We start from the raw sequence: 537 nt of genomic DNA on the forward strand, positions 1-537 counted from the left end.
CGCCCCGCACGCCATCGCCTGGGACCAGGACAAGCACTTCCCCGTCGACGTGCTCCGCCGCGCCGCCGACCTCGGCCTCGCGGGGATCTACGTCCGCGAGGAGTCCGGTGGCTCCGGGCTCACCCGCGCCGACGGGGTGCTCGTCCTGGAAGTGCTGGCCACCGGCTGCCCCTCGATCGCCGGCTACCTCTCCATCCACAACATGGTCGCCTGGATGCTCGACACGTACGGGGACCCCCACCAGCGCGAGCGCTGGCTGCCCGGGCTCTGCTCCGCCCGCACCCTCGGCAGCTACTGCCTCACCGAGCCCGGCGCCGGCTCGGACGCCGCCGCGCTGCGCACCCGCGCCGAACGCGACGGCGACCACTACGTGTTGACCGGCGTGAAGCAGTTCATCTCCGGCGCCGGAGCCTCCGACGTGTACGTGGTCCTGGCCCGCACCGGAGCCGACGGGCCGCGCGGGATCTCCGCCTTCATCGTGGAACGCGCCGACGCCGGCCTCTCCTTCGGCCCCGACGAGCCCAAGATGGGCTGGAA

1 protein-coding gene is annotated in these 537 nt (G+C 73.4%); it reads left to right on the forward strand.

What is annotated here, in order from left to right; all coding sequences use genetic code 11:
* Nucleotides 1–537: acyl-CoA dehydrogenase family protein (locus tag ADK55_RS18985; RefSeq protein WP_199826564.1), on the forward strand; the 537-nt coding region annotated here is incomplete at both ends.

Origin of the sequence: Streptomyces sp. WM4235, assembly GCF_001279725.1 — a bacterium.
GTDB lineage: Bacteria > Actinomycetota > Actinomycetes > Streptomycetales > Streptomycetaceae > Streptomyces.